Raw genomic sequence first — 19,507 nt, 5'->3', positions numbered from 1 at the left:
TTTCCCATGATTGACCTGCACTACTGGCCTACACCCAACGGCTGGAAAATTTCCATCATGCTGGAAGAATGCGGCCTGCCTTACCGGCTGGTCCCGGTGAACATCGGCAAGGGTGAGCAGTTCACGCCGGAATTTCTCGCGATCAGCCCCAACAACCGCATGCCGGCCATCGTCGACCACGCGCCTGCCGGCGGTGGGGCGCCTGTGGCGGTGTTTGAGAGCGGCGCCATACTGGTGTACCTGGCTGAAAAGACCGGCCGCTTTCTGCCTGCCGAATTGCGCGAGCGCTACCAGGCTATGCAGTGGCTGATGTGGCAGATGGGTGGGCTCGGTCCCATGGCGGGGCAAAACGGGCATTTTCTTTTGTATGCGCCGGACAAAATCCCCTATGCGATCGAGCGCTACAGCAAGGAAGTGGACCGCCTTTACGGCGTGCTCGATGCGCAACTGGCACGAACCGGTGTGCATGTGGCGGGTGCTGCTTACTCCATCGCCGACATGGCCATCTTTCCCTGGGTGCGTACACACAAGGCTCAGCAGGTTGACTTGCAAAAATTTCCCCATGTACAACGCTGGTACGACGCCCTGTTTGAAAGGCCTGCCGTCAAACGCGGGCTGAACCTGGGCAAGGAACTGCGCGCACCGGCGCTGACCGATGAGGCACGCAAGGCCCTGTTTGGCCAGACAGCGCAAAGCGTACGGGACGGCGCGCACAAGGTTTCCTGACCCCCTTTTCCTTCCTCAAAAATCGAGATACCCATGATTGAATTCTTCTTCGACTGCTCCAGCCCCTGGACCTACATCGCTTTTCGCAACATCCAGCCGCTGGCAGCCGAGTTAGGGGAAGCCATTCGCTGGCGGCCGGTGCTGGTAGGAGGCATCTTCAACAGCGTCAACAAAGGCATTTATGCCGCGCGGGAAGACATGAATTCGCCGAAGAACCGCTATACGCTCAAGGACGTGCAGGACAACGCGCGCCAAGCGGGCCTGAAGATTGCATTTCCACCCCAGGTATTTCCGGTCAACAGTGTCAAGGCCATGCGCGGCTGTCTGTGGATTGCACAGGATGCCACGGCCGAGCTGCACTACCTTGAGTTTGTCGAAGCCACCTTCGCGGCGTATTTCACCCGTGAGGAAGACATCTCCCAAGACGAGGTGCTGACCGCCATCTGCCGACAGACCGGCATCAACGCGGAGGCATTTTTGACCGGCATTGCACAACCCGATATCAAGGAGCAGCTCAAGGCCAACACCGACGAAGCGATCCGGCGCGGTGCGTTCGGTTCACCCACCTTCTTTGTGGGTGACGACATGTATTTCGGCAACGACAGGCTTGCGCTGGTGCGCTCCGCCGTGTTGCGGGCCAAAGCAAGCACCTAATGCGCTGCGGTTGACGCGCCCGCGGTGCCGGCGCGCTCCAGCACATGGCGCGCCATGGACTGCGCCAGCTCCTGTTCACCGAGGAAGACCTTGCCGGCCTTCTCGTTGTCGAGCAGGCGCGCCTCGGCCTCGTTGTGGGTGCGTACCACGGTTTCAATGGCCGGATTCAGTGAACGCGCAGTGGCGACCATACGTCTGACGTCCAGCGTGTCGGGCGTCGCGATCACGAGCATGCGCGCCTGCGCGATGTGAGCCTGAACCAGAACTTCCGCCTCCACCGCATCGCCAGACACGGCCGCAATACCCTGTTCCCGAAGCTGTTCCACTGCCTCGCGATTCTGCTCTGCCACCACAAACGGAATGTGATGGGACTTCAGTGCATCGGCGATGCGCCGTCCTACCCGTCCATAGCCCACCAGCACCACATGATTCGACAGATACTTCGGGTCGGTCGTGGCCGGCAGCTCCGCCGTCGGGTCATCGCGGGCCTCCAGCTTGCGCGCCAGGGGTGACTTCGCCAGGATCCATTGCTGCAAGGGTTCAACGGCCTTGAAGACCAGCTGGTTGAGTGCAATCGAGATCAGCGCACCCGCCAGCACCAGGCTTTGCCCTTCGGGGGGCAGCAGACCCAGCGATGCACCCAGGCCCACCAGAATGAACGAGAACTCGCCGATCTGCGCGAGACTGGCCGAGACGGTGAGCGCGGTGTTCAGGGGATAGCGAAATACCATCACCAGCAAGCCGGCCGCCAATGTCTTGCCGACGATAATGATGCCCACCACGGCCAGCACCTGCAGTGGCCGCTCCAGCAATACCCAGGGGTCGAACAACATGCCTACCGACACGAAAAACAGCACGGCGAAAGCGTCGCGCAATGGCAGCGACTCTTCAGCAGCCCGGTGGCTGAATTCAGATTCGCGCATCACCATGCCGGCGAAGAAGGCGCCGAGCGCAAAGGACACACCAAACAGCGCCGTCGCGCCGAACGCGATGCTCACGGCGGCGGCCACCACGCACAGCGTGAACAGCTCGCGCGAGCCAGTGCGCTGCACCTGCCACAGCACCCAGGGGAAGAAGCGGCGCCCCACCACCAGCATCAGCGCCACAAAACCGCCCACCTGCAGCAGCGTAATGCCCAGTGTTTTCCACAGCGCATTGACATCGGCATCGACCTTGCCCGACAGCCAGCCGCCCAGCGGCGGAAGAAGAACGAGCACCAGCACCATGGCCAGGTCCTCCACGACCAGCCAACCCACGGCAATCCGCCCATTGACCGAGTCGAGGATGCCGCGGCTTTCAAGGGCCCGAAGCAGCACCACGGTACTGGCGACCGACAGCGACAGGCCAAACACCAGCGCCCCGCCGAGGTTCCAGCCCCACCAGTGCGCAAGGCCCATGCCGAGCGCGGTGGCAACCGTCATCTGCACGATGGCGCCAGGCACCGCGATCTTGCGCACCGCCAGCAGGTCGTCCAGCGAGAAATGAAGCCCGACGCCGAACATCAGCAGCATCACCCCGATTTCAGCGAGCTGGCTCGCGATCTCCGCATCCGCCACAAAGCCGGGCGTGAACGGCCCGATGATCACACCCGCGAGCAGGTAACCCACCAGCGCGGGCAAACGCAGCCGCACGGCGAGAAAACCAAAAATCAGGGCCAGACCCAAGCCGGCGGCAATCGTGCTGATCAGGGAAACGCTATGGGGCATGCGAGAGGGATTCCTTCTGGAAACGATCAAGAGCCCGTTCAGACTCAAGGGAAAGCCTGCGACGCAGCCCGGCATACGGGCTGTCCCCGTAGAACATGTCTCTTTAATTTACTACAGACGATTGAAATGGCCCATGGCCAATTCCCCACGCGTTCGCAGGTTGTTTACGCCAAACAGTCAGACATTAAAAAACCCGCCGAAGCGGGTTTTGATCAACCGCCCGGACGACGGTGCTCAGCCCATGTGCAGGCCGCCATTGAGCGAGAAGTCGGCGCCGGTGGCGTAGCCGCCTTCATCGGACGCGATCCAGGAAATGATGGAGGCAATCTCCTCGGGCTGGCCGAGCCGTTTGGCGGGCACGCCTGCGACGATTTTCTCCAGCACGTCAGGGCGTATGGCTTTGACCATGTCGGTGCCGATATAGCCGGGGCTTACCGTGTTGACCGTCACGCCCTTGGCGGCCACCTCTTGCGCCAGCGCCATCGTGAAGCCGTGCAGGCCGGCCTTGGCGGTGGAATAGTTCACCTGGCCGAACTGGCCCTTCTGGCCGTTGACCGACGAGATGTTGATGATGCGCCCGAAACCCGCTTCAATCATGCCCTCGATGACCTGTTTGGTCACGTTGAACATGCTGTTGAGGTTGGTGGAGATCACGGCATCCCAATCGGCCTTGCTCATCTTGCGGAACTGGCCATCGCGCGTGATGCCGGCGTTGTTGACCAGCACAGCCACGGGGCCATGCTCGGCCTTGACCTTGTCAAAGGCCGTGACGGTGGAATCCCAGTCGCCGACGTTTCCCACGGAAGCATAAAAAGTATGGCCCAGGGCTTTTTGCTCGTCGAGCCATTTGGTGAAGTCGCGCGTGGGGCCGCATCCGGCGATCACCGTGAACCCATCCTTGTCCAGCCGTTGGCAGATGGCAGTTCCAATGCCGCCCATACCGCCCGTGACATACGCTACTTTCTTTGCCATTTCGCTCTCCTTGATTTTGTGAATTATTCGAAACCGTTTACCTGATGACTTCCCTGCCGAACGGCCCACCGTGATTCGCTATCGATTTAATAGCTGCTTGCGCACGGTGCAAGCCAGTCTCAGCCTCTTTTACCTTATATTCAGCGTTCCAGTGTGAGGGCAACCCCCATGCCGCCGCCGATGCAGAGGCTGGCAATCCCTTTTTTCGCATCGCGCCGCGCCATTTCGTGCAGCAGCGTCACCAGGATGCGGCAGCCGGACGCGCCAATCGGGTGGCCGATCGCGATGGCGCCGCCGTTGACGTTGACCTTGCTGGTGTCCCAGCCCATCTCCTTGTTCACCGCGCAGGCCTGGGCAGCAAAGGCTTCGTTGATTTCGAGCAGGTCGAGGTCCTGGGCCTTCCAGCCTGCGCGCTGCAGCGCCTTGGTCGACGCGGGTACCGGGCCCATGCCCATGTAGGCCGGGTCGAGACCGGTGGTTGCGTAGCTGGCGATGCGCGCCAATGGCTTGAGGCCCAGTGCGGCGGCTTTTTTGGCCGTCATGACCATCACCGCGGCAGCGCCGTCATTCAGGCCCGAGGCATTACCGGCCGTCACACCACCAGCCTTGTCAAACGCTGGGCGCAGGCCCGCCAGGCCTTCGGCGCTGGTTTTGCGGTTGATGAATTCGTCCGCGGCAAATACCACCGGATCACCTTTTTTCTGCGGAATGGTGATGGAGATGATTTCATCCTTGAACTTGCCGGCGTCCTGCGCGGCCGCGGCCTTGGTCTGGCTGCCCAGGGCCAAGGCGTCCTGCGCCTCGCGGCTAATCTCGTATTTCTTCGCCACGTTTTCGGCGGTAATGCCCATGTGGTACTGGTTGTAGACATCCCACAGGCCGTCGACGATCATGGAGTCGATCATCTTCCAGTCGCCCATGCGCTGGCCGTCGCGCGAACCGTTGAGTACGTGCGGCGCGGCGCTCATGTTTTCCTGGCCGCCGGCAATGACGATTTCGCTGTCACCCGTGGCCACAGCCTGCGCTGCCAGCATGACGGCTTTGAGGCCGGAGCCGCAGACCGCATTGATGGTCAGGCCCGGAATGCCGTTGGGAAAACCTGCCTTGATGACCGACTGGCGTGCCGGGTTCTGGCCGACACCGGCGGTCAGAACCTGGCCCATGATGACCTCGCCGAGCTGGTCGGCGCTGAGGCCGGAACGCTCCAGCACACCCTTGATGACGGCTGCGCCGAGCTCGGTTGCGGGTATTTTGGCGAGCGAGCCGCCGAATTTACCGACGCCGGTGCGGCCGGCAGCAACGATAACGATGTCTTCCATGATGTGTCCCTTTTGAAGTTTTAGGATGCGTTTATGAATGCGTTTATAAATGCGGTCTGAGAGGCGCGGCTTGCTGTGTCAGGCTTTTGCCTTGACATAGCGGCCCGGCGCAGGCTCGATGGCTTTGTACTTGCGGCTGCCATAGGTTTTGGGTGCAGCAATTTGCTTGCCAGCATGGCCCTTGAGCCATTCCGACCAATCCGTCCACCAGCTGCCAGGATGTTCTGTCGCGCCTTCGAGCCAACCGGCTTGCGTCGCGGGAAACTTCCCCTGTGGCAGCTTGTCACGGGTCCAGTAGCTTCGTTTTTTCTTGGCCGGCGGGTTGATCACACCCGCAATATGGCCGGAAGCACCCATGACAAAACGTTTTTTTCCAGGCAAGTGCTGCGTGGAGGCATAGGCGCCGCCAATCGGCACGATGTGGTCTTCACGCGAGCCGTAGATGTACACAGGAATGTCGACCTTGCGCAAGTCTACTTTCTGGCCGCACACCACGGTCTTGCCCGGCTTGATGAGATTGTTCTCAAAATAGGTATTGCGCAGGTACCAGGCGTAAAACGGGCCCGGCAGGTTGGTGGAGTCGCTGTTCCAGTACAGCAGGTCAAACGGAGGCGGTGTTTCGCCCTTCAGGTAATTGCCGACCACGTAATTCCAGACAAGGTCGTTTGGTCGCAGGAAGCTGAAGGTGGAAGCCAGGTCTTGCCCCTTGAGCAAGCCGCCCTCCCCCATCTCGGCCTCACGGTACTTGACCGAGGTTTCGTCGATGAAGATATCAAGGATGCCGGTGTCGGTGAAATCAAGAAACGAGGTGAGCAACGTGGCACTGGCCACCGGCTTTCTACCCTGTGCGGCCAGCACGGACAGCGCTGTTCCGAGGATGGTGCCGCCCACGCAAAAACCCAGTGCGTTCAGGGTCTTGGCGCCGGTGATCTCCTGCACTACCTCGATCGCCTTGATGGCGGCGTGCTCGATGTAGTCGTCCCACGTCTTCCGGGCCATCGACTCGTCCGGATTGCGCCAGCTCACCACGAAGGTGCGGTGGCCCTGGCTGACGGCATAGCGGATCAGCGAGTTCTCGGGCTGCAGGTCAAGGATGTAGAACTTGTTGATGCATGGCGGGATCAGCAGGAAAGGCTTTTCGTACACCTTTGCCGTCAGGGGCTTGTACTCCAGCAGTTGAAAGAATTCATTTTCAAACACCACCGCGCCTTCGGTGGTGGCAACGTTTTTACCGACTTCGAACACACGTTCGTCGGTCATGGATACGTGGCCCTGCTTCAGATCGTGCAGCAGGTTGGTGAGACCCTGGGCGATGCTTTCGCCCTGGCTCTCGATGGCTTTTTGCTGCGCCTCTGCATTGAGCGCCAGGAAATTGCTGGGCGCCGTGGCCGCCATCCATTGCTCGACCGCGAAGCGCACGCGTGCGCGGGTCTTTGCGTCGCCTTCGACGGCGTCGGCCAGGGCCATGAGGGTGCGGGCGTTCAGCAGATAGGTGGAAGCCGAAAATTTCGAGACGGGGTTGGTCTTCCAGGCCGCGCTTGAAAACCTGCGGTCAGAAGACACCAGCGTATCGGCGCCGTCCTGCAACCCCTGATTCCACAGGGCTGAGGCGTCCGCGATATAGCGCTGCTGCAAATCCTGGAGCCTGGCCGGATCGAACTGGAGTGCCGGTGGGGTCTGGCCTGTGCTGAATGCACCCATTGGCGCAAATCCGTTGTTTGCACCAGTATTGAAGCCGGCGCTTGATCCGGCGTTTGCCATGACACTCATGGCCTGCTGCAGGCCTGCCGCAAAGGTCTCTTGCATCTGCCGGGCCGCTTCGGCCTGCTTTGCGTCAAAATTCATCTTGTCTCCCCGATCCATGTTGAGTCCTGGTGACTCTTTTGAGCACACCAACAGTATCGTAGGATTTGCATTACAAATTGCTCACCAGGGCCGCGGAGTTCTACGTATTTATGTATTTGATTGTCATCGCCTGGATTTACGTTGTGCTCATGATGAGTGTTGCCGAAGCCACCAACAGCAACGGCACACTTCTGGGGGCACTGGTCACCTTTGTACTCTATGGACTGGGTCCTGTGGCATTGGTGGTTTACCTGATGGGTGCACCTGCCCGCAGCAAGGCGATCAAGAAGCGCGCAGCAGAGAAGCGCCTGCAGCAAACTGCAGACGCGGACGCAGCCCCAGACAAACCCTCACCGTCACACGCGCCAGATACAGGCGGCCATGCGCCCCGTGGTGCCAAACCCATTACCAGTGACGCCGGCATCCCGCCGGTGGGAAAAGAACCTTGACGGATTGCCCACGGTGCACCATGCATCGCTGCCATCATTGCCGTACACCTGTGTAATCCCCATCGCCTTGAGGCGCAACCGCGCCAGCGCCGGCAAGTCGGCCAAGTATTTATCGCTGCCGCACGGCGTAAAGCAGCGGCCGGCGTCAGACTGAACGGTTTCGAACGCGGCCTTGACTTCAGCGCCGACTTCGAACGCTGCAGGCCCGATGCACGGTCCGAGCCATGCTATTATTTTGATAGCTGATTGCGCTTGTTTTTGTTGGGCCAGAGCCCGAAATGACTCATAAACTGCCTCAAGTACACCGTGCGGGCCCGTCGGGCTTCCTGCCAGCCCGCGCCAGCCCGCATGCGCTGCGGCCACCACAGCGCCCTCTTCGCTCGCGAACAGCACCGGCAAGCAATCGGCCACCATGATGGTGCAGGCAAGTCCCGCCTGATCCGTCACGCAGGCATCGGCTGTCTGGCCGTCGGCGGCATCGGCGCTCAACACCAGCACCTCGCTGCCATGCACCTGCTGAAGGAACACCGGGTGGCTGCCCGTTGCCCGCCGCAGCACATCGCGGTTCGCCGCAACATTGGCCGGCTGGTCGCCGACGTGGTCACCCAGGTTCAGGCTGTCATAGGGAACGGGCGACACGCCACCGGCACGCGTGGTGAACACTGCACGCACGCCGGCAGGCACCGGCCAGTCGGGAATCAGCCAATCAGTATGCAAAACAGGCACCGGTAATTTTCCGACGGGCCGCCCCCAGGAAAATTGGCCCCTGAGGGGCTGGAGCCTGCGGCTCCGAACCTGCTTGAGCAGGTTTGGACAGGCGACAGAGGCGTAGCGTCTCGCAAGCCGCGGCCTGCAAGGCCTCGTGAACCACACGAAGTGGGGAACGTGGGGGCCACATATTTAGGCTTCGTTGTCGGGGCAGGCCGAAGGCTGGGCTTTCTGGAAGGCCGGCAGCGCCATACAGGCGTCGAACGCGGCCATGGTGCGCGGCAGTCCGTCAAAACTCACGTTAAAGCGTTTGGCATTGAATATCTGCGGCACCAGGCAGCAATCAGCCAGTGTCGGTGTATCGCCATAGCAATAGGTCGATGCCGGCAATTGGGCCAGCTGGCGTTCAAAGGCCTCCAGGCCTTCACGGCACCAGTGCACATACCAGGCGTTCTTTGCAGCTTCGTCGAGCTTGAGTTCCTTGACCAGGTATTTCAGGACGCGCAGGTTGTTGACGGGATGGATTTCGCAGGCAATGGACTGCGCCAGCGCGCGCACCTTGGCGCGGCCCAATGCATCCGCCGGCAGCAAGGCCGGTTCCGGGTGTTTTTCATCCAGGTATTCGATGATGGCCATCGACTGCGACAGCTTTTCCCCATCGACTTCCAGCAGGGGCACCAGGGTGTCGGCGGCCAGGGCGGCGTAAGGCGGCTGCTTGTGCTCCCCTTTGGCAATGTGCACAGGAATGTAGTCGTAGCTCAGGCCCTTGAGCTCCATCGCAATGCGTACACGAAACGACGAAGAAGAGCGGAAATAGTTGTGGAGTTTCATCTCTAAAGCATAAACCCAAACCTTGCCAGCCCGCCGCGCGAATCGCCTGCGCGACTGGTGCAAAGCCCGGTCGCCGCTACCATCCTGGCGACAACCTTCCCCAATTCAGCGGAGACCACCATGAGCGCCATCGCCACCTTAGCCAACCACCAGATTCGCCTGGCAAGCCGCCCCGTCGGCTTGCCCACACGCGACAACTGGAGCTTCACCACCGAGCCCGTGGCCGAACCCGGCCCGGGCGGCGTGCTCGTCAAAACCCTGTACCTGTCGCTGGACCCGGCCATGCGCGGCTGGATGAACGACGCCAAAAGCTACATCCCGCCGGTGGAAATCGGCGCCGTGATGCGTGCCGGCGGTGTGGGCAAAGTGATCGCCTCGCAAAACCCGGCCTTTGCCGTGGGCGACTACGTGAACGCCGCACTCGACGTGCAGGAATATTGCCTGATCCCGGCCGACCAGATCAAGCGCAGCGGCATGTTCAAGATCGACCCGCGCCTGGGCCTCACATCCTGGCTTAATGTGCTGGGCCTGCCCGGCATGACCGGCTACTTCGGCCTGCTGGAAGTCGGCCTGCCCAAGGCCGGCGAAACCGTCGTGGTTTCCGGCGCGGCCGGCGCCGTGGGCCAGACAGTAGGCCAGATCGCCAAGCTCAAGGGTTGCCGGGTGGTGGGCATTGCCGGGGGCAAGGCCAAGTGCGACTGGGTGGTCAAGGAACTGGGCTTTGACGCCTGCATCGACTACAAGAACGGCGACGTGCGTGCCGGATTGAAGGAACATTGCCCCAAGGGCATCGACATCTACTTTGACAACGTGGGCGGCGAGATCCTGGACATGGTGCTGGCGCGGCTGGCGCGCGGTGCCCGCATCATCATCTGCGGCGCCATCAGCCAATACAACAACACCACGCCCGTGAAGGGCCCCGCCAATTATTTATCGCTGCTGGTCAATCGCGCCCGCATGGAAGGCATCGTGGTATTTGATTACGCCGACCGCTACCACGTCGGTGTGGCGGAGATGGCCGGCTATCTCAAGGCCGGCACCATGAAAAGCAAGGAAGACATCGTCGTGGGGCTGGACACCTTCCCGGAAACACTGCTCAAGCTTTTCAACGGCGAGAACTTCGGCAAACTGGTGCTGCAGGTGGCCAAAGACTGAGGGCCGATGCGCCGGCTGCTGCCGGCGTTGGGTGCCGCTTACTTCGCATTGCGCACCAGGCGCACGACGGCCGCCGTGGCACGCGGGGCTTCACCGGCACTGCCGTCGCTGAAGCCCACAAAGGTGAAATAGCCCGGGCCGGTGCTGCTCGATGTCCAGAAGCGCGCCACGGGCGTGCCCGGAAAAGCATTCGGATCTATCGCCGCCTTGTCCACGTCAGCCTCTCGTGCAGAGACGATGCTGGAGAGTTCTTTGAGAATCGGCAAGCGCCATTGGGCCTCCGGCGCGGAAGCCGCCTTGGCACGCGCGGCCGCATCGGGATGGTTCAGGAAAGCCGGTTGCCCGGTGCAGGTCTTGCCCTTCCAGACCATGCCCTCCGCGCAACGCCGCCAGACCAGGCCGGTGCGGCTGTCGGTGACTTCCTGGTTGTCTGCGGATACGCTGAAACGCTCCTGCGCAAAACTTGCGCTGGACAATGCCAACAGCAAAAGGGAAAGACCCAAGGTGTGAACAGAATTGCGGTGCATAGAAATCTCCATGGCCGGAGCGGCCTTGCAGCCTTACGACTTGTTACCAATACTAGGCAAGTTATCTCGCTGCAACCATAGGGAACCTATGTAGGGGGTAGTACTTAGCGCTCACGCACTGTTTGTGTGCGGGCGCATTCAGGCGTCAGGGTTGATGCAGCTGGTAGTCATGCCCGAGCCCGCCACCATCAAGAACCTCCTGCGTGACCTGCTCAACCAGAAAATCCAGCAGCACGCGCACGCGCGCCGGCAAGCGGCCGCCCCGGCCGACAAATACTGCATGGATGGGTTCGCGCTCGCCCGGGTTCAGGCTTTCAGCCACCGGCACCAGGCGGCCCGCGTCAATGTCGCGGCCGACGTGGAACATCGACATGCGGGCTAGCCCCGCCCCCGCCAGTACCAGGTGGCGCAGCGCCTCGCCGTCGCTGGCACGCGCATAGCCGGTGATCGGCAACTGCTGAACCTGCCCGTCTACCCGTACCGGCCAGTAATGCATATTGCGCTTGAAGGTATGGGCCAGGCGCTGGTGCACTTCCAGCTCTTCCAGTGTGCGCGGTGTGCCGTGCCGGGCGAGGTACCCGGGACTGCCGACAATCACCTGCGCCGTATCGCCCAGGCGCCGCGCCACCAGTTGGGACGACGCAAGTGCACCCCAGCGGATTGCCACATCGGTGCGCTCGTCCAGCAAGTCGACCACGCGGTCTGTCAAGGTAATGTCCAGCGAGATATCCGGAAAGCGCTCGTGAAAGGCCGGCACCAACGGCAGCAGCAAGCAGTGCGCGGTGGGCATGCTGGCGTTGATGCTGACGCGCCCGCGCGGCATGGCGCCGGCGGCCGCACCGCGTTCGGCCTCGTCCATGTCGGCCAGCACGCGCGTGCTCTGCTCGTAAAACGTCGTGCCTTCGGGTGTGAGCTGCAACTTGCGCGTAGTGCGGTTGACAAGCCGCGTACCCAGCCGCGCCTCCAGCCGCGTCACCAGCTTGCTGACGGCCGAAGGGGTCATGCACAGCTGCCGGGCGGCGGCCGAAAAACCGCCCTTGTCCACGACCTGGACAAAGGCCTCCATCTCGCCGGAGCGGTTGACGTCTATGCGGGGCATGCTCTGGTATTTTTTCGTGAATTATTGTGAATTGAATTCATAAATGATTGTCTTTGCGGCATTCTAGTCAAGATATAACTTAGTCTTCACACTCAGCACATCCTCTTTTTAGGCGACTTTCATGGATGCGCGCAAATCACTCCCTTCACTTCCGTTAGGCCTGCTGGCCCTCACCGCGGGCTCCTTTGGTATCGGCACGACCGAATTCGTCATCATGGGCCTGCTGCTGCAGGTTTCCGCCGACCTGGGCGTGACCATCGCGTCGGCGGGGTTGCTGATTTCAGGCTACGCGCTGGGCGTGGCGGTGGGCGCGCCGGTGCTGACGCTGGCCACGCGCAAGCTGCCGCGCAAAACCGTGCTGCTGGCCCTCATGGCCATCTTCACGCTGGGCAACCTGGCCTGCGCGCTGGCGCCGGACTACGGCAGCCTCATGGCCGCCCGCGTCATTACCTCGATGGCGCACGGCACCTTCTTCGGCGTGGGCTCCATCGTGGCCACCGGCCTGGTCGCGCCCGAGCGCAAGGCCTCGGCCATCGCCATCATGTTCAGCGGGCTGTCGCTGGCCACCCTGCTCGGCGTGCCCGCTGGCGCCTGGCTGGGCCTGCACTACGGCTGGCGTTCCACTTTCTGGGTGGTGACGCTGATCGGCTTGCTCGCCTTTGTGGTGCTGGCCATTTTTGTGCCGCGCAGCGCGGCTGAAAACGGTACCTCGACCATCCGGCAAGAGCTGGCCGGCCTGGCCCGCCCGCAAGTACTGCTGGGCCTCTTGATGACGGTGCTCGGCTTCGCCGGCCTGTTTGCGATCTTCACCTACATCCAGCCCATCCTCACGCAGATCACCGGCTTCAGCGAAGCGGCGGTGTCGCCCATCCTGCTGGTGTTTGGCGGTGGCTTCTTTGTGGGCAATCTGCTGGGTGGACGCCTGGCCGACCGCGGGCTGCGGATGTCGCTGCTGCTCACACTGGGCGCGCTCGCGCTGGTGCTGGGCGTGATGGGCTTTGTGCTGCATTCGCCGGTGGCCACGGTGGTGTTTATCGGGCTGCTGGGCGCGGCCTCTTTTGCCACGGTGGCGCCGCTGCAGATGCGCGTGCTGCAGCAGGCGCACGGCGCAGGCCAGAACCTGGCGGCCAGCCTCAACATCGGTGCCTTCAATGTGGGCAATGCGCTGGGCGCGTGGCTGGGCGGCCTGGTCGTCAACAGTTCCTTCGGGCTGGGCGGCTTGAGCTGGCTGGCTGCGCTGATCACGGTGGCCGGCATCGCGGTCACTCTGTACAGCCTGTCGCGCGACAAGGCCGAGCCGCGCGCCATCCCCGTCACTTGCTGAGAGAACCACACCATGAACACATTTTTCCTTTCAAAGCGGCGCGTATTTCAAGCCGTTCTTTCATTCGCGCTGCTGTTTGCCAGTGCTTTACCGCAGGCGCAGGCAGCTGGTGCCGGCGTGTGGATGCCAAGCTGGACGGCAAGCCCCCAACCCACCTGGAGCAATGACTTTGTGCTGCCGCTGGGCCTTCCCGCCACGCTTCACGACCAGACCGTGCGCCAGACCGTCCGGGCCAGCGTGGGCGGCTCACGCGTGCGCATCGTGCTGTCCAACGAATATGGCTCACAAGCCTTGCAGGTAGGCGCGGCCCAGATAGCGCCTGCCGGCGAAGCCGGAAAGGCAGTGACCTTTGGGGGGCAACAGGCCGTTACCGTGCCGGCAAGCGCCGTCGTGATGAGCGACCCGATCGAGACGCGCGTCGCACCGTTGGCCCACCTGTCGGTCAGCCTCTACTTTCCACAAACGACACCACTCACCACCATTCACTGGGACGGCCTTCAGCCCGCGCAGATTGCGGCAGGCAATGCCGTGAACGCGAGCGTCCTCAAGGCAGATGCCACGGTGAACAGCCGCCTCTTTCTCAGCGCGGTGTTGGTCGACGCCGCACCGGGCACACGCAGCGTGGTGGCCTTTGGCGACTCCATCACCGACGGCGCGGCGTCCACGCCGGGCGCCGACCAGCGCTGGCCGGATTTTCTGGCGCGCCGCCTGGCCAGTCAAAACGTGGCCGTGCTCAACGCGGGTATTTCGGGCGGACGGGTGCTCAAGAACCACATGGGCATGAATGCACTGGCCCGGTTCGAGCGCGACGTGCTGGGTCAGCCCGGTATTGCCACCGTAGTGCTGCTCATGGGCATCAACGACATCAGCTGGCCTGGCAGCACCCTTGAACCCAAGGAGCCCGCCACACAGACTGACGCACTGATCGCCGGCTACCGGCAGCTGATTGCTCGCGCCAGGAGCCGCGGCGTGCGCATCGTCGGCGCCACGCTGACCCCATTCGAGGGCGCGCTGACAATGCCGGGCTCACCGATTGCCAATTACTACAGCCCCGCAAAAGACGCGGTGCGCCAGCGCGTCAACGCATGGATACGCGACAGCGGCGAATTCGATGCGGTGCTGGATTTTGATGCGGTGGCGCGCGATCCGCAGAACCCGCTGCGCATCCTGCCCGCCTATGACTCGGGCGACCACCTGCACCTGGGTGATGCCGGCAATAAGGCGGTTGCTGAATCCATCGACCTGAAGTTATTAATGGGAGAGCGCTAGACCGCGGGCAGGCGCTAGCCGCCCACCACAAGGCGCAAACCAGGCATCAGGCTTTCGGTTTCGGCGCGCCGCTGCAGCGCCATGCGCATGTTCATCTGTGCGACTTCCGTGTGTTCGACTGCCAGCGCCTGGGCACGCGCCCCCTCCCCGGCCTTGAGCGCTGCAAACAGCATGTGGTGCTGGCGGTGCGCGTAGTGCATCCAGTCGCGGTCCTGCTCCAGCGTGGACTGCATGGGCAACATGGCCGAGGCTGACGCGAAGGGGAGCTTGTCGTTCAATTCGATCGCGCGTTGCAGTGCACGGTTGCCGCTGGCCTCCAGGATAAGCGCGTGGAAGCGGTCGTTCATGGCCGCATAGGCCGCGTAGTTGTCATAGCCCAGCGGGTTGGCGGCCAGTGCGCGGTCGCCTTCGTCCAGGCAGGACTGCAAATCAAGTTGCAACTGGCGTGACACACCGTGCTCAGCTACCAGCCGCGCCGCCATGCCCTCCAGATGGCCGCGTACCGCAATGGCATCGGCCACCTCGCGCGGGGTGAACTGGCGCACCAGGTATTTGCCGGTGTCATTGGCCTCGACCAGCCCTTCCTGCTCCAGCGTGACCAGCGCGGCCCGCACCGGTGTGCGCGAGGCGCCCAGGCGCTCGGCCAGTTGCTGCTCGGCCAGGCGCTGGCCCGGCTCAAACTCGCCGCGCAAGATCAGGTCGCGCAACTGCATCAAAACGGTTTCTTGCAAGTTCATGCCCGAGAATGTACACTGAATTTTAATTTCGGTATACCGTTTTAAGGTCTCCATGAACGCTGAACAGAACGAACTGCTCACCCGCATCACCGCGGGCACGCCCTGCGGCAAGCTGCTGCGCCAGTACTGGCAACCTGCGGCGCTGGTCGATGAGTTCAACCCGGCGCTGGACCCGCGTATGGAGATCCGCCCGGTCAAGGCGCTCAAACTGTTCGGCCAGAATCTGGTGCTGTTCAAGGACACCTCCGGCGCATGGGGCCTGCTGGACCGCGACTGCGCGCACCGCGGCGCCGACCTGTCGTTTGGCCGCCGCGAAAGCGCCGCGCAAGGCGGCGGCCTGCGCTGCCCTTTTCACGGCTGGAAGTTCGCCACCGACGGCCGCTGCCTGGAAACACCGGCCGAGCCCACGGGCAGCAAGTTGTGTGAACGCATACGCCAGCGCAGCTACCCCGTGATTGAAAAAGCCGGCGTGCTGTTTGCCTGGATGGGCGACGAGGGCAGCACACCGCCGCCCTTTCCCGCTTTTGATTGCTTTACCGCACCGGCCACGCACAGCTTTGCCTTCAAGGGTTTGTGGAACGCCAACTGGCTGCAGGCTTTTGAAGTGGGCATCGACCCGGCGCACCCGTCTTTCCTGCATCGCTTTTTGCAGGACGATCCGCTCGACGAAATCGGCGAAAACCCGGCCGGCAAGCAGTTTCGCAGCGCCAGCGCCGGCACAAAGGACGGCGAGCAGTGGCCGATGACGCGCATCATGCGCGAGTTCGCCCAGCCCGACATCAGCTTTGAAAACAAGCCCTGGGGCATGCAGCTGACCGCACTGCGCGCCATGACCGACAAGCTCACGCATGTGCGCGTGACCAACGCCATCTTTCCGGCCACGTTTGTGATTCCGCTGTCGGAAACCATGACCATCACGCAGATGCATGTGCCGGTAGACGACACGAACACCTACTGGTACACCTTCTTCACCAGCTTTGGCGCCCCGCTGGACCGCGAGAGCATGCGCGCGCAGCGCCAGCAGTTCATTGCCCTGCCCGATTACATTCCCAAAGCGGGCCGCCACAACAACTGGGGCTTCAACGCCGAAGAGCAGATGAGCACCACCTACCTGGGCATGGGCGAAGAAGACATCAATGTGCACGACCAATGGGCCGTGGAAAGCATGGGCGAGATCCAGGACCGCACACGCGAACACCTGGGCACCTCCGACAAGGTCATCATGGCCAACCGGCGCGTGCTGCTCAAGGCGATTGAGACCGTGCAAAACGGCGGCGTGGCGCCCGGCATCGCCGACCCTGCGCTGGCCGCAGCGATCACCGGCCCGGACACGGTGGATGGCATTGCGCCGGCGGGCGAATGGTCTCAGTGGTGGCAGCAAACCGCGCGCACCAAACGCGAGAGTGCGCCGTGGCTGGGCGCCAGAGCCACCTCCGACTCACCCAGCACCGTCACTCAGCCATGAGCAGCTTTGCGGCGCAATGCGGCGTGCAAGACGCGGCAAGGCAGGCTGCGCTGGCCGATGCCACGCGGCGCATCGAGGCGGGCGGCCTTGAGCTGGTGCGCTTTGCCTGGTGCGACCTGCATGGCATGTTGCGCGGCAAGACACTGGTGGCCGCAACTGCCGCACAGGCCATGACCGAAGGCGTGGGCATGGTGAGCACGCTGCTGCTCAAGGACACGGCCGACCGCACCGCCTACAAAGTGTTCGAGGCTGGCGGCGCCGCTGAACTGCCGGGCTTTGAATTTGGCGGCAATGTGATGCTGCTGGCCGACCCGGCGAGCCTGAAAGAATTGCCCTGGGCGGAGAAGACCGGCTGGGTGCAGTGCCAGCCGTGGTTCCCCGACGGCAGCCCCGTGGAGTTCGACACTCGCCGCGTGCTGCAAAGCGCCCTCGCCAACCTGGCCGAAGCCGGCTACGGCATGAAGTGTGGGCTGGAAATCGAGTTCCACATTTACCGGATTGCCGAGGGTGGCAGCGTTCCCCAGCTTGACCCGACGCGGGCCGACTGGCCGGGCTTGCCGCCAGAGGTGACCATGATCCATCCCGGCTACCACCTGCTGTCAGAGCAATGGGTGGACATGGCCGAGGAGCCGCTTCGCATCGTACAGCGCACGGCGCAGGCGCTGGGGCTGCCCCTGCTGTCGCTGGAAATCGAGCTGGGGCCCAGCCAGGTCGAGGCGGTATTTGAAGCCACCGATGCGCTGACAGCCGCCGACAACATGGTGCTGTTTCGCAGTGCGGTGAAACAGGCCTTGCGGCGTGCCGGTTACCACGCCACCTTCATGTGCCGCCCGCCCTTTCCCAACATCATGTCCAGCGGCTGGCACCTGCACCAGTCACTGGTGCACCTGAAAACCGGTGCCAACGCCTTCAAACGCCAAAGMCCCGCGGACGGAAGCACACCCGCGCACGCGCAGTACACGCTGACCGAAACCGGCGAACACTACCTCGCCGGGTTGCTCGCGCATGCGCGCGGCATGACGGCCTTCTGCACGCCCACCATCAATGGTTTCGGCCGCTTTCGGCCGAATGCGCTGGCGCCCCAATCGATTTTGTGGGGCCGGGACAACCGCGGTGCCATGCTGCGCGTGGTTGGCCAATGCAACGACAACGGCACACGTATCGAGAACCGCCTCGGCGAACCCGCCGCGAACCCTTATCTCTATCTGGCCTCGCAAATCCACGCCGGGCTGGACGGCATCGCGCGCCGCCTGAAAGCCCCCCCAGCCACCGACGCGCCTTATGGTGACACCGCCAAAAGATTGCCCACCAGCCTCGAAGAGGCGCTGCAAGCCTTGCAAGGCGACACGACGCTGGCGGAGGCATTCGGCAGCGCGTTCATCGCTTACCTCACGCGGGTCAAACAGGCCGAAATCACCCGCCATGCCGAGGCCCAGGACCAGGACGACTGGCAAAGACGTGAATACTTCAGCCGGATCTAACCGCCGCGGCCCGCATAAAAAATAACCATGATCACCATCCATTTCATCGAATCGGGCGGCCGCTCCACGCCGGTAAAAGGCAAAGTCGGCAAAAGCCTGATGGAAGCCGCAGTGGCCGCAGGCATTGACGGCATTGCCGCCGACTGCGGCGGCCTGCTGACTTGCGCCACCTGCCATGTACACGTGCAGGAACCTTTTTCCTCGGACACGCAAACCCTGCCGCCACCTGATGGCGAAGAGCTCGGCATGCTGGCATTTACCGCCGCGCCGCGCCTTCCCAACAGCCGGCTCAGTTGCCAGATCAAGCTCACGCCCGCGCTCGACGGATTGACGGTAGAGTTGCCTTCTACCCAGTATTAATTACCTCAGAAAGTTGTTCATGATTCTCGAACTCGCCGACATCCGCATTCACCCGGGCCAGCAAGCAGCCTTTGACGAAGCCATCCAGCGCGGCATCCGCGAAGTCATTTCCAAAGCCAGGGGCTTTCAGGGCTTCAAGGTCAACAAGGGCATTGAAAGCCCCGAACGCTACATCCTGCAGATCTTCTGGGACACACTGGAAAACCACACCGTCGACTTTCGTCAGTCGCCCGCCTTTGCCGACTGGCGTGCCATCGTCGGGCCCTTCTTTGCCGGCCCGCCCACGGTGGAGCATTTCGACCTGGTGGCCAAGTCAGCCTGAGCCTTGAGCCAGGGCCTGGCAAACAGGCAGACAATAAAAACGGGGCTGACGGCCCCGTTTTTTTGTCTGCGCGCAGTTCTGATGCCGGCTACCTGGCCGCGTTTTCGTGGCCGCTGATCAGCTTACCAAGCAACAGGCCGAGCTGCACCCGCTCGTCATCATCCAGCGGGCTCACGATGCGCTGCTGTGCCTTGCTGACAGCACGCTTCATCTGCAGTGCAACTTTTTCCCCTTCGGGCGTCGTCCACAGCAGTTTGCGGCGCTTGTCGGATGGGTCAGCCTCCCGCTTGACCCAGCCTTTGGCCTCCAGCCGCCCGATCACCGACCCGAAAGTGGCCGGGTCAAAGGCAACGCGGCCCGACAGAGTGATCTGGTCTTCGCCCGGGTCGTCCATCAGCGCATTCAGGATGGCGAACTGCACGGGTGTCGCATCAAACCCGGCCGTCTCCTCCATGAAGATCGCGACCGCGAGTTGTTGTGCCCGGCGGATCAAGTGCCCGGGGGCCTCGCTGAAGTTAAAGCTTTTTGCCATTTACCGAGTTTACCGTTCAGCTTTGC

19 protein-coding genes are annotated in these 19,507 nt (G+C 62.5%); 9 read left to right on the top strand and 10 right to left on the bottom strand.

Annotated features, from left to right (window positions below):
- Positions 1-6 precede the first annotated feature (6 nt).
- Positions 7-726, top strand: a complete 720-nt coding sequence (locus AC1DY9_RS03125; protein WP_457280392.1) for a glutathione binding-like protein — start codon at positions 7-9, stop codon at positions 724-726.
- Positions 727-759: 33 nt separating this feature from the next.
- Positions 760-1,380, top strand: a complete 621-nt coding sequence (locus tag AC1DY9_RS03120; RefSeq protein ID WP_477665765.1) for a DsbA family protein — start codon at positions 760-762, stop codon at positions 1,378-1,380.
- On the opposite strand, the gene AC1DY9_RS03115 is transcribed toward AC1DY9_RS03120, so the two are convergent.
- The 6 genes from AC1DY9_RS03115 to maiA form a co-directional block, all read right to left on the bottom strand.
- Entirely contained in the window at positions 1,377-3,086 is a 1,710-nt protein-coding gene (locus tag AC1DY9_RS03115) for a cation:proton antiporter domain-containing protein (RefSeq protein WP_477665764.1), read from the bottom strand. The genes AC1DY9_RS03120 and AC1DY9_RS03115 overlap by 4 nt on opposite strands.
- A 234-nt stretch (positions 3,087-3,320) precedes the next feature.
- Positions 3,321-4,058 (bottom strand): acetoacetyl-CoA reductase, encoded by a 738-nt coding sequence (gene phbB, locus AC1DY9_RS03110; RefSeq protein ID WP_457280389.1) that lies wholly within the window; start codon positions 4,056-4,058, stop codon positions 3,321-3,323.
- Positions 4,059-4,198: 140 nt separating this feature from the next.
- Positions 4,199-5,377: an acetyl-CoA C-acetyltransferase gene (locus AC1DY9_RS03105; RefSeq protein WP_457280388.1), complete on the bottom strand. Its 1,179-nt coding sequence runs from the start codon at positions 5,375-5,377 to the stop codon at positions 4,199-4,201.
- A gap of 78 nt (positions 5,378-5,455) precedes the next feature.
- On the bottom strand, positions 5,456-7,222 hold the full coding sequence (gene phaC / locus AC1DY9_RS03100) for a class I poly(R)-hydroxyalkanoic acid synthase (RefSeq protein WP_477665763.1): 1,767 nt from the start codon (positions 7,220-7,222) through the stop codon (positions 5,456-5,458).
- Between the two features lie 356 nt (positions 7,223-7,578).
- Complete coding sequence (gene pgeF, locus AC1DY9_RS03095) at positions 7,579-8,388, bottom strand: peptidoglycan editing factor PgeF (protein WP_477665762.1); 810 nt, start codon at positions 8,386-8,388, stop codon at positions 7,579-7,581.
- 183 nt (positions 8,389-8,571) lie between these two features.
- Positions 8,572-9,210, bottom strand: coding sequence for a maleylacetoacetate isomerase (maiA, locus tag AC1DY9_RS03090; RefSeq protein ID WP_457280385.1), 639 nt, complete (start codon positions 9,208-9,210; stop codon positions 8,572-8,574).
- Positions 9,211-9,330: 120 nt separating this feature from the next.
- Between maiA and AC1DY9_RS03085 the strand changes: the two genes are divergently transcribed.
- Complete coding sequence (locus AC1DY9_RS03085) at positions 9,331-10,365, top strand: NADP-dependent oxidoreductase (protein WP_457280384.1); 1,035 nt, start codon at positions 9,331-9,333, stop codon at positions 10,363-10,365.
- A 38-nt stretch (positions 10,366-10,403) separates the two neighbouring features.
- Here the strand turns inward: AC1DY9_RS03085 and AC1DY9_RS03080 are convergent, their stop codons facing one another.
- Together AC1DY9_RS03080 and AC1DY9_RS03075 are read right to left on the bottom strand one after the other, a co-directional pair.
- Positions 10,404-10,868: an Lcl C-terminal domain-containing protein gene (locus AC1DY9_RS03080; protein WP_457280383.1), complete on the bottom strand. Its 465-nt coding sequence runs from the start codon at positions 10,866-10,868 to the stop codon at positions 10,404-10,406.
- 169 nt (positions 10,869-11,037) lie between these two features.
- A complete protein-coding gene (locus tag AC1DY9_RS03075; RefSeq protein ID WP_477665761.1) occupies positions 11,038-11,991 on the bottom strand; it encodes a LysR family transcriptional regulator in 954 nt (317 codons plus the stop codon).
- A gap of 121 nt (positions 11,992-12,112) precedes the next feature.
- Between AC1DY9_RS03075 and AC1DY9_RS03070 the strand changes: the two genes are divergently transcribed.
- The gene (locus AC1DY9_RS03070) at positions 12,113-13,315 is read left to right on the top strand and encodes an MFS transporter (protein ID WP_477665760.1); all 1,203 of its coding nucleotides are present in this window, start codon (positions 12,113-12,115) and stop codon (positions 13,313-13,315) included.
- A 12-nt stretch (positions 13,316-13,327) separates the two neighbouring features.
- The gene (locus tag AC1DY9_RS03065; RefSeq protein ID WP_477665759.1) at positions 13,328-14,584 is read left to right on the top strand and encodes an SGNH/GDSL hydrolase family protein; all 1,257 of its coding nucleotides are present in this window, start codon (positions 13,328-13,330) and stop codon (positions 14,582-14,584) included.
- Between the two features lie 14 nt (positions 14,585-14,598).
- On the opposite strand, the gene AC1DY9_RS03060 is transcribed toward AC1DY9_RS03065, so the two are convergent.
- On the bottom strand, positions 14,599-15,321 hold the full coding sequence (locus AC1DY9_RS03060) for a GntR family transcriptional regulator (protein ID WP_457280379.1): 723 nt from the start codon (positions 15,319-15,321) through the stop codon (positions 14,599-14,601).
- A 52-nt stretch (positions 15,322-15,373) separates the two neighbouring features.
- Here AC1DY9_RS03060 and AC1DY9_RS03055 point away from each other — a divergent pair, with 52 nt between their 5' ends.
- From AC1DY9_RS03055 to AC1DY9_RS03040, 4 genes are read left to right on the top strand one after another with little or no spacing between them, the layout of a single operon-like run.
- Entirely contained in the window at positions 15,374-16,786 is a 1,413-nt protein-coding gene (locus tag AC1DY9_RS03055; protein ID WP_477665758.1) for a Rieske 2Fe-2S domain-containing protein, read from the top strand.
- Positions 16,783-18,267: a glutamine synthetase family protein gene (locus tag AC1DY9_RS03050; protein ID WP_477665757.1), complete on the top strand. Its 1,485-nt coding sequence runs from the start codon at positions 16,783-16,785 to the stop codon at positions 18,265-18,267. Before AC1DY9_RS03055 ends, AC1DY9_RS03050 begins: the two co-directional genes overlap by 4 nt.
- Positions 18,268-18,294: 27 nt before the next feature.
- Complete coding sequence (locus tag AC1DY9_RS03045; RefSeq protein ID WP_457280376.1) at positions 18,295-18,627, top strand: 2Fe-2S iron-sulfur cluster-binding protein; 333 nt, start codon at positions 18,295-18,297, stop codon at positions 18,625-18,627.
- Positions 18,628-18,646: 19 nt separating this feature from the next.
- Positions 18,647-18,949, top strand: a complete 303-nt coding sequence (locus AC1DY9_RS03040) for an antibiotic biosynthesis monooxygenase family protein (protein ID WP_457280375.1) — start codon at positions 18,647-18,649, stop codon at positions 18,947-18,949.
- 88 nt (positions 18,950-19,037) lie between these two features.
- Here the strand turns inward: AC1DY9_RS03040 and AC1DY9_RS03035 are convergent, their stop codons facing one another.
- On the bottom strand, positions 19,038-19,481 hold the full coding sequence (locus tag AC1DY9_RS03035; RefSeq protein WP_457280374.1) for a MarR family winged helix-turn-helix transcriptional regulator: 444 nt from the start codon (positions 19,479-19,481) through the stop codon (positions 19,038-19,040).
- Positions 19,482-19,507 lie beyond the last annotated feature (26 nt).

Source organism: Polaromonas sp. P1_F6, from assembly GCF_056405695.1.
This window is presented reverse-complemented; position numbering and strand designations above follow the sequence as displayed.